Source organism: Klebsiella sp. 4_1_44FAA, from assembly GCF_000238715.1.
Taxonomy (GTDB): Bacteria; Pseudomonadota; Gammaproteobacteria; order Enterobacterales; family Enterobacteriaceae; genus Klebsiella; species Klebsiella pneumoniae.
The window spans coordinates 1-9,341 of the sequence record NZ_JH414810.1 but is presented as its reverse complement, the minus strand read 5'-3'; the positions used below and the strand labels follow the sequence as shown (position 1 = coordinate 9,341).

The window sequence follows — 9,341 nt, the reverse complement described above, 5'->3', positions numbered from 1 at the left end:
AGCATCCACGCAAGAACAAAACGGCCATCAACATCGAATACATGAAAGCCAGCATCCGGGCCAAGGTGGAGCACCCATTTCGCATCATCAAGCGACAGTTCGGCTTCGTGAAAGCCAGGTACAAGGGGTTGCTGAAAAACGATAACCAACTGGCGATGTTATTCACGCTGGCCAACCTGTTTCGGGCGGACCAAATGATACGTCAGTGGGAGAGATCCCACTAAAAACTGGGGATAACGCCTTAAATGGCGAAGAAACGGTCTAAATAGGCTGATTCAAGGCATTTACGGGAGAAAAAATCGGCTCAAACATGAAGAAATGAAATGACTGAGTCAGCCGAGAAGAATTTCCCCGCTTATTCGCACCTTCCTTAGCTCAGATTTTACCTGAAAAAGCTATGGCACAGATCTAAATCTAATCTGACAGGCAGCTCTGTGCTAAAAGCGGACCTTTACGTATAGGAATATCGCGAATTAGTCGCACATGAAATGTCATTCCCGGAGACATTATTTATTCAGACTTGTCAGGGTATGATTCATACAAACAGCGAATGCCTTCGATAATTTTATCTCGCTCGCCAGGAGACCATTTGTAAAAATCAAAAAATTCTTGGCAGTAGATACCAGATAACGCCAGATATACCAGGACGGCAGCGTCTGGTTTTGGTCCTCTTTTTATCTCATCCAAATCTTTGTTTGTGCAGGAACGCATGGTGTCCCTGATATTCGTATCGTTAGCTAACGATGCGCTGACCGCCAGCACTACTGCTCTCTCGGTATGACTGAGAGCATTACTGGCTGAAATAATTCGCCCATAGAGTGCGGGATGCGGGGTATTATTACTTTCCGCTATCGCTTGCTGAACACGTTCCTCCTCTACTGACATAAGGCGACTGATGAGATCGCTGAGCAAATCTTGCTTTGACTTATGATCGTACATTACCGTTGCCTTACTGACGCCAGCCTCTTTTGCAACGGCATCGATTGAAAGTCCAACTGCACCCTCCCGAAGAACAACCCTTTCGCGTTTCATCGTTTCACCGGGTGAGGTCGTGCCAGCGCCGTCGCATCCAACATCATGCGGGCAGCAGCAGATCACATGGATGCGAATAAAAAACCATTATAACCTATTGATTATTATTTTTAAATTTTAATCCAGTGCTAGATTTCTGCTTATCCCTAGGAACTAAATCATGGAGGTCGAGATTGCCTCCAAATCCTTTTGAGTAAGTGTGCATTTTGTACATGAGGGTTTAGTCAACAAGGTCTTTATTTTGGATTATTCCTATGGTAAAAAAGAGAAAACTAAGAGTTTAGATATATAAGGTAATTAAAATGGATCTTTACGAAGCTCGAATGATGGATAAAGGAGAATTACATGTTCATTTGAATGGATTGGTAAGCACTCAAGTAATTAGGGGGGTCCTAGAAAAAAATATTATTAAAATGCCTGAACACTTTAATATAGATACTGACTTGAATGTAACACACCCAGCAAGATCACTAGTGGATTATTTAAAGCCATGGCAGTTTTTAAGGCTCATTCCTGCAAGTCGCTTTGATTTATCTATTATGATTGAGAGTGCATTTTCAAATCTAATTGCTGAGAATATTAAGTTTGTTGAATTAAGAAATAGCATTATATACATAGCACTCCTTAATAACATTTCTGTTTCCGAAGCATTGAAGTGGGTTTTAGATGATATTGACTTTTTTTCTAGAAAATTCAACATTCAAGCCGGGCTTATTCTAACTATTACGCGTGGTGAATATGCTCCCGAACATCTTCGTTCTCTTCTTGGTGCTTACAAAAGTCTAGGATGTCCAGCAGGGGTGATTGGTTTGGACTTGGCTGGTAATGAAGATATAACACCACCACCTGAGACTGCAAGTTTATTTAGAAGTGCTAAAGACAAATATGGACTAGGCATAACAATTCATGCGGGTGAGACTGGAAATGCTGATAATATAAGGAATGCCATAATTAGTTATGGAGCTGATCGTATCGGACATGGTACTGCTGTTATAAGATCTCCGGAGATAATGGATTTGATTAGAGAACGGGACATTTGCATTGAGGTTTGTCCTATTAGTAATCGTTTGACAGGTGCAGTCTCTGATATCGATCCTCATCCAGTTGGCGAAATGATTAACCATAATATTCCGTTTGTGATTTGCTCAGATAATCCAGCTATTCACAGATCAAGCTTGAGCGAAGATTATGTCGCATTTATGCAAGAGACCAAGAATTTTATAGTCATGGATAATATGTATGAAACTCAAAAGCGATATAGCTTTCTTAAAGGTGTGAAATGAACATTCGATTCATAACCAGAAATAGACATAAAATTAAAGAAATAAATGAAATTCTATCAGGTACAGGAGTAGTTGTATTAGCATCTGAACACTCTATAGATGAAATTCAAACTGAAAATGTCCATGCGTTAATTAAAGATAAATTATTAAAAGCATTTAAATTAGTTGGGAGACCGGTCTTTGTCGAACATACTGGACTATATATAGAAAGCCTCAATGGTTTCCCGGGTGGCTTAACGCAAATATTTTGGGATAAGCTTCAAGCTGATAAATTTTCACAATTATTAGGAACAAGTGAAAACCCTCGTTTAGTTGCTAAAACCATAATCGGCTATTGTGATTCGATGAAAATCTATATTTTCGAAGGTGAAACTCAAGGTACGATATCTCCTGTGCCAAAAGGCCCTCGAGATTTTCAATGGGATTGCATATTTATTCCTGATGGCGAAAGTGAGACTTTTGCTGAGATGGGGGACAGGAAAAATGAAATATCTATGAGGAAAAAAGCTTTCGATAAATTTAAAGAATATCTATTAGAGGGAGGAAAATAATGGAGCAATTACTTTCTGATTATAAAAAAGGAAATGTTATCCTTTTTGTTGGTGCTGGTGTGTCAATGAACTTAGGTTTGCCATCATGGAGTCAATTGGTTGATCACATTGCAACTGAGTTAGGTTATGACCCAGATATATATCGTACATTCGGTAGTGCACTAGAGTTAGCTGAGTATTACAAGTTGAAAAAAGGCAAGATAGGGCCTCTTAGAAGCTGGATGGATAGAATGTGGCACTCTAGCGATATAGATATCAAAAAGTCTAAAGTTCACGAGTACATAGCTAAAGCTAATTTCCCTATTATATATACTACAAATTACGACCGATGGATTGAAACTGCCTTATCAAACTATGGTAAAGAGTATACAAAAATATCATCAGTTTCTGATATTGCAAAAATAGATAATAATAAGACGCAAATAATCAAGTTTCATGGGGACTTTGATGACGATAGTTCAATTGTATTAGATGAAACAAGTTACTTTCAACGGTTAGAGTTTGAGACTCCATTGGATATAAAGTTTAGATCTGATGTTCTCGGGAAATCAGTTCTTTTTATTGGGTATAGTCTGTCAGATATTAATATCAGACTACTATTTTATAAATTGTCCAAGCTTTGGAAAGAGCAAAAGTTAGAAGAAGCACAGCCAAAGTCTTATATTTTCTTACCACGACCAAACCCAATTCAAGAGGAAATATTGGAACAGTGGAGAATAGGCATGATTTCATCAGAAAACGATAATCCAGGCGAGTCTTTGGAAGAGTTTTTGAAGAATTTCGTATTAGTATAGATAGGATTGTGTAATTTTACACCCAAATGGACATTTGTAGATTTATATTTTGTAACTTGAAAATTAAATCATAGCATGGAACTACATAGAAATTATCTTAAGTAGCTCCGCGAAGCGGAGCTACTTACTTCGACGTGGTCAATGTGTGGGCATGACCAGAAATAAATCCTTTTATTTCATTATGTGGACGCGGTTTCAAAAGCTCCATCGGGAGCTTCTTTGTTAGCATTGATATCTATTAACCAGAATGTTCCTGTCCGATTTTCGCTCAAAGCAGACTGTCAGATTTGATTGTGTACCATCAGTGAAAACCGTCAGTTCAAGTCACGACTAATACACATTATCTATCATTTGGCAGGCAACATCCCTGGATAGTGCTTCGCCACAATGTCATTCATCTTCTCCACCAGATCCAGACGCTTAAACGTGATATGCCCACTCCCCTTCTGAAAGTAGCGTATGAGGAACAAATCGTCCTCAAAAACCTGCTGATGCGGATTGTCGCGCGAAAAATTCATAAACCGGATAGAGATATCATGCCGGTTATCGGGAATGGTTTTGCCATCCAACAGGTACAGCATCCGCTCCAGATCGGCGAGCTGGTCACGCCGCCAGCCCCAGTTCAGACTGAAACCCCATTTGTCGTACTTCACCAAGCTATTAACGATAATCCTCTTACCGAAGTAGCGGGGATTATTGGTTTTATAGTCCCAGCTTAGCCCTTTGAACACGTTGATAATTCCACGTTCAAAAACATCCTGCTTGTTATGGTGCAACTGTTCAAAGGTACTCAGGATATTGGCTTCGCTAATGGCCGGAAGATCGCCCTCCTCCAGATTCTTCGCCCACTGGCTACGGGCTTCGGCATCCATCAACGTTAACATCCCGGACTTCAGCATCAGATCGCGCCAGATGCTACGGTCGATATTGCGGGTGATGACTGGCATCGCTTTATCTACAGGTTGCACCAGCCAGCAGTCGAAAGAATGGCCCTGCCGCATCGCCCAATGACTCGCTATGTCGCCGCCAATTTCTGAAGTGAGTCGGGAAACGTCATCTAGCTGACAAATCAGCGCCTCAATCTGTTTCAACGCAGCATTACGTCCTGTGACGATGCGTTCAATACTGGTGGAGCAAATCAGCTCATTATGATCGGTTAAAATTTCAGCTTCTGTTTGCATGGTATTTTGTCCGTATAAAAGCAAACACGCCCGCCGGGAATGGCGGGCGCATTATGCAATGAGTTAATAAGGAAAAAAGATCGGGGGATGGAAAACGGGAAAGCCGCTCGCAGAATTTAGAGCGACAAGGTGTTACGACGATATTGCAGCAGACCGGTTGCCTGCCGAGCCCGTAAAATATCTACCGCCCGTAGATAAGGTGACTGTTCCTGACAGTTAAACCCTCTGCGATCGATACGTACCAGTTCGTACTTTTCCACCAGAAAGTTAACAGCATCAGCCAGCGTAATACCGGCGTTGATATGTTCCTGAATAACGGTTTCATCGCTGAACGGCGTGTCATTCAGAGAAAGGCCATAATGTTGCTCCAGCAGACGGGTAAGTAGCATCTGCCAGACTGTCACGGGAGACGGGCACGGCTTAGCCGCCCGCTGAGTTGTTGCAGGTAAGGTTTTCATTTTTTCTCGCGTGTGAAAAAAGTTTAACTTTGAGTGGGATAAATAACGATGTAGACGTAACCACAACTACCGAGAGTATCGGCTTCACAGGTGAAAGCGTTGTGGTAGAGAGTGACGCTGTGCGCATGACGGGGATTAAGTTCGCCAGTGCTCAGCATCAGTTCCATCTGGCGGATAAAATGCGGGAATGCTTCTTCCAGCTTCTGACATTCAACATCAACAAACTTACCGGTGATATTGGCCCGGTCAGCCAGGTAGTGCAGTCGGTTGCCTTCCTGTACCAGCCTTGCGCCAAAATTCGGTGTGAAACTTCGCTTTAATCCCCACTGTATGGCATCAGTCAGTGGCATCTTTTGCCCTCCTTCATAACCAGCCACGTTCGGCAAATGAAACCACTGTCATGCCTCCGACTATGCAGTGATCCAGCACCCGAATTTCTACCAGAGACAGCGCCTTTACCAGTCTGGCGGTAATCCGCCTATCGGCCTGGCTGGGCTCAGCTTCACCAGAGGGATGGTTGTGGGCAAAAAGCACGGTGGCTGCATTATGGCGAAGGGCTGATTTCACCACTTCTCGGGGATGCACTTCCGTGCTGTTGATAGTGCCGGTAAACAGGGTTTCGTGAGTAATTAGCTGATTTTGCTGGTTAAGGTACAGCACCAGAAACATTTCGCGCTCCAGCCCGGTCATTTTCAGGCGCAGCCAGTCCCGGACAACCGTTGTGGACGTGAATGACACGCCAGGTTCGCGCAGATGGTGTTCAAGCAACGACAGGGCACGCTGAACAGTACGCCGGGTTGTCAGCGGTAGTTCCTGCGGTAGTGATAAGTTGAAAGTCATACCTGTATCCTCAGTCGATAATGCGCATGATGGCGGAGCATTCCTGATGGCGCAGAGCATACTCGCGCAGACGATAAAAGTGCGCTGTCATGGCATCGCACCCGGTACGGCAGGCGTGATGACTGTACTCGATAAGGCAGACGGTAATTCCGGCGGCCTCTGCACTCATTTGCGCATCATTGCAATTCATGCTGTTAAAGAGTTGCCATTGCGCATCGCGGTCAGTGTCCGGCACCATAAAGGCCCCGCCGTTGCTGAGCGTGTAAAAATTCCAGATACCTTCGCTGTAATTCGCGCAGAAACGGTCCATCCAGGCGAAGATGCGTGGCTCCAGTAATATCCACTGTGGAATAGCGGCAAAATGCTGCGACCAGAAACCGGGGCGCTGTTCATCTGCGACAGGCGTGGCGAAAATAGTGTCTGACGATAAGGTGACGTCAGTGATTGCAGTATTCATGATTAATCACTCCGAAAATAAAAAAGCCAGCCGGTCAGGGCTGGCGTGATGATGAGTCGTTAAATCAGGGGGTTAAGACGCGGTGAGAAGTCATTTCTGCCTACTCTTGTGACAGGTGATGCAATGAGTGAGGCGGCATAAAAACAAAAAGGCCATGCTTCCCGATGGAGGCACGGCCTTTATGACTGAGTCAGAAACAATACCAGGGGGTTATTGCCCCATGTACTCCACCTTTGCATCGGTGGCGTTACCATCAGATCCTACAGTAACAACGATTTTATCGTAGGTGCGGTAAGCGGCATTGTAGACTTCATATACCACCGTATTTCCCTTCACTTCATAGCTGCCAAAATCAGCGGCGTCTGCCGTTTCACGGTCATATTCTTTCGTGTACGCCTGTCTGGCCGCTTTCATTACCGAACCTTTGTTGACTTTCAGCGGCTTGTTCCCGGTGGCATCTGCTGATGCGCCTGTAAGAGCGTTGACATATTTCGGACAAACCTGGAGCATATCACCACGGGTAAATTTCATTTGTGTGCCAAAGACCTGCACGCTGGAATTATCCTGAGCGGCAATTGATTCAATGGCTTTCCTGGCTGCGGCGGGTGCCTGTCCGCCTTCGATTTCAACAGCTTTATAGCCTGTCTGTTGATTACACATCTGAGAGGTGGGGATCAAATTCCCGTTAATACTGATACGGCTTCCCATCAGTTCCTGCTGACCGTTGGGGCACCCCTGCAACTGGCCGAAGATACCAATAGTGTCTTTTTTCAGCATAACCAGCGCCTGACCGTCTTCCGTCATGGTCTGGCACCATCCGTTTTTCACCATCCAGTTGCCTGCTTGCGCAGAGACAGAGGCGGCGGAGAGAAAAAGAGCAATTATTGTTCTGGTTTTCATAAATCACCTGTGGATTGGCAGCAGCGGTCGGGAAAGAACCACTGCATAAGTTATTAATCAGTCAACATCTGTCAAAGGAGCAGGAAACGGCGCGAAACGAGCTAGGATATCCTTACTTTTTGATAGGTTAAGACGATCAATTCATGGATATCGAAAGTTATTATTGATAGATAATAACGATCAATTTCTTATTATTGATCGTTTATACAGATCGATATATTCTTTTCTGACATACACTGCCCTGAAAAAGTGCAACGTTTGACCCTAAGGCGCATGCCCAGGGACATTTATAGATTCAAAGAAAGAGAGGGGTACGCGATTAAACATCAGCAGAAGAAATTAACCTGCCGTGTATACACCGAATACAGAAGCACTGCGGTGGCAGGCTCCCTGTGGTCACCAACAGCACTTCTGGGAGCGGTAAGCGCCGCCGCAATCGGTGTGCATAATCTGGCGACATGGAACCCGGACTATGAAATCGGTAAGAACTACGTAAAACGAACCTTATCCGTAAGGTATAAAAAGTAACGGGTTTACATCTGTCCGTGGCTGAGTCTGTCCGGTTCAGCCAAAAATCCTCTCCCATAATTCCGATGCAAGCTGTACCAGTTTTTCCCGCAGCCTCCTCAGCAACAAGCTCCAGCCAGAAGGCAGAGGCTCAGAAGTGATCACCGTATCAAAAGCCGAACCGGCTATTTCACCAAAACGCTGACGTACAGCGACATCACTCTCCTCCGTATGATTTTCTGGCTTTAACTGGCAATAAAAAGCGCTACTGGCCTGTACAGGTAACGCGTGTATCATCAGTTCCACCAGAGCATGCAGGTTGTAGCCGGTATGTGCTGAAACAGCCATCACCGGGAAAGAGGACGGCAACTGACCAGCAATCTGCGAACTGATAACCGCAAGTGAAAGGCACTGCTCAGTTGAAGGAACAGCCTGACCGGCAGGTTCTGGCAACGGAGGAATGCGATCTGCCTGGCTGATGACAAACAGGAAACGGGAAGCATCCGCGCCATAAGCAAGTAGTGACCGGTGCGTGACAATATCCACCGCCCGCGCACGATCATCAGCACGCAGGACCCAGATAATCAAATCCAGCTCCGTCAGCAACTTTTGATACAGCGCCGAATATTCCGCATCGTATTCCGGTGTCTCGCCAACTCCAGGCAAATCCACCAGTGTCATGCTGCGCTCGCCCACGGTGAGCACTATCCGCTGAGGTTCACGGGTACAGCCCAGCAAATCGCTGGTCAGGCATACCGGTTGTTGAAACAGGGCGTTGCAAAGCGAGCTCTTACCCGCCCCGCTTTTGCCCATAATGCCAATTACGGGCTCGTAGTGAATTGCCTGTTGCAGACGGGAAATAATACGTTCAGTCGTTTGTTGGGGTAAGAAATTTAGGCAGGTACGCATGATATCACTGGTATCGGCTTTGTTGAATAAATAAGATTTCGTGCGAACGACCCTGTAGCTGGCTGGATTTTCAGGCAATACGCACGCTTTCTGGCATCCCGGCCTTTGTCATCCTGTTCAACGCACGCACCATGGCCATAGCTTCCGCTACCTGACCATCGTAGTCACGCAGCGTCAGTGAATCTCCCAACAACTGCTTCATTCTGTACATTGCCGTTTCCGCTATCGAGCGACGGTTATATTCCGTTGTCCATTTCCACCGTGCATTGCTTCCGCTCAGCCGCTGATTAGCAACGGCACGGTTGCGGTCTGCGTACTCACCGGGCCAGTAACCTGCTCCTTTTCGGGGAGGAATAAGCGCGCTGATTTTTTTGTCGGCGCAGTTCATCGTGACAGAGCCGGGTATCGTAAGCCCCGTCTGCCGCGGCT

12 protein-coding genes and 1 pseudogene are annotated in these 9,341 nt (G+C 45.3%); 4 read left to right on the top strand and 9 right to left on the bottom strand.

Going from position 1 to position 9,341, the window contains the following annotated elements; all coding sequences use genetic code 11:
• The coding region (locus HMPREF1024_RS01840; RefSeq protein ID WP_009309821.1) for an IS5/IS1182 family transposase at positions 1-224 on the top strand (224 nt) is incomplete at its 5' end.
• A 286-nt stretch (positions 225-510) separates the two neighbouring features.
• On the opposite strand, the gene HMPREF1024_RS0127660 is transcribed toward HMPREF1024_RS01840, so the two are convergent.
• Positions 511-1,032, bottom strand: coding sequence for a TetR/AcrR family transcriptional regulator (locus HMPREF1024_RS0127660; RefSeq protein WP_048983331.1), 522 nt, complete (start codon positions 1,030-1,032; stop codon positions 511-513).
• Positions 1,033-1,334: 302 nt separating this feature from the next.
• Between HMPREF1024_RS0127660 and HMPREF1024_RS01845 the strand changes: the two genes are divergently transcribed.
• Genes HMPREF1024_RS01845 through HMPREF1024_RS01855 form a run of 3 tightly spaced genes read left to right on the top strand, consistent with a single transcriptional unit; the run spans position 1,335 to position 3,660 of the window.
• Positions 1,335-2,315, top strand: coding sequence for an adenosine deaminase (locus HMPREF1024_RS01845; protein ID WP_009309820.1), 981 nt, complete (start codon positions 1,335-1,337; stop codon positions 2,313-2,315).
• Positions 2,312-2,866, top strand: a complete 555-nt coding sequence (locus HMPREF1024_RS01850; protein ID WP_009309819.1) for a non-canonical purine NTP pyrophosphatase — start codon at positions 2,312-2,314, stop codon at positions 2,864-2,866. The genes HMPREF1024_RS01845 and HMPREF1024_RS01850 overlap by 4 nt, the downstream gene beginning before the upstream one ends.
• The gene (locus HMPREF1024_RS01855; RefSeq protein WP_009309818.1) at positions 2,866-3,660 is read left to right on the top strand and encodes an SIR2 family protein; all 795 of its coding nucleotides are present in this window, start codon (positions 2,866-2,868) and stop codon (positions 3,658-3,660) included. The genes HMPREF1024_RS01850 and HMPREF1024_RS01855 overlap by 1 nt, the downstream gene beginning before the upstream one ends.
• Positions 3,661-4,007: 347 nt before the next feature.
• On the opposite strand, the gene HMPREF1024_RS01860 is transcribed toward HMPREF1024_RS01855, so the two are convergent.
• From HMPREF1024_RS01860 to HMPREF1024_RS0127655, 8 genes and pseudogenes are all read right to left on the bottom strand, one after another.
• Positions 4,008-4,841 (bottom strand): DUF4942 domain-containing protein, encoded by an 834-nt coding sequence (locus tag HMPREF1024_RS01860; RefSeq protein ID WP_009309817.1) that lies wholly within the window; start codon positions 4,839-4,841, stop codon positions 4,008-4,010.
• A gap of 116 nt (positions 4,842-4,957) precedes the next feature.
• Positions 4,958-5,299 carry a TA system toxin CbtA family protein gene (locus HMPREF1024_RS01865; protein ID WP_009309816.1) on the bottom strand — a complete coding sequence of 114 codons (342 nt, stop codon included), beginning with the start codon at positions 5,297-5,299 and terminating at the stop codon, positions 4,958-4,960.
• A 23-nt stretch (positions 5,300-5,322) separates the two neighbouring features.
• Positions 5,323-5,649 carry a type IV toxin-antitoxin system YeeU family antitoxin gene (locus HMPREF1024_RS01870; protein WP_009309815.1) on the bottom strand — a complete coding sequence of 109 codons (327 nt, stop codon included), beginning with the start codon at positions 5,647-5,649 and terminating at the stop codon, positions 5,323-5,325.
• A 13-nt stretch (positions 5,650-5,662) separates the two neighbouring features.
• Entirely contained in the window at positions 5,663-6,139 is a 477-nt protein-coding gene (radC, locus tag HMPREF1024_RS01875; RefSeq protein WP_009309814.1) for a DNA repair protein RadC, read from the bottom strand.
• 10 nt (positions 6,140-6,149) lie between these two features.
• Complete coding sequence (locus tag HMPREF1024_RS01880) at positions 6,150-6,596, bottom strand: antirestriction protein (protein ID WP_009309813.1); 447 nt, start codon at positions 6,594-6,596, stop codon at positions 6,150-6,152.
• A 210-nt stretch (positions 6,597-6,806) separates the two neighbouring features.
• Positions 6,807-7,496 (bottom strand): hypothetical protein, encoded by a 690-nt coding sequence (locus HMPREF1024_RS01885; RefSeq protein ID WP_009309812.1) that lies wholly within the window; start codon positions 7,494-7,496, stop codon positions 6,807-6,809.
• A 564-nt stretch (positions 7,497-8,060) separates the two neighbouring features.
• Positions 8,061-8,912, bottom strand: coding sequence for a GTPase family protein (locus HMPREF1024_RS01890; protein ID WP_009309811.1), 852 nt, complete (start codon positions 8,910-8,912; stop codon positions 8,061-8,063).
• 70 nt (positions 8,913-8,982) lie between these two features.
• Positions 8,983-9,341 (bottom strand): annotated as a pseudogene (locus tag HMPREF1024_RS0127655) (IS5/IS1182 family transposase); the annotation flags it as partial.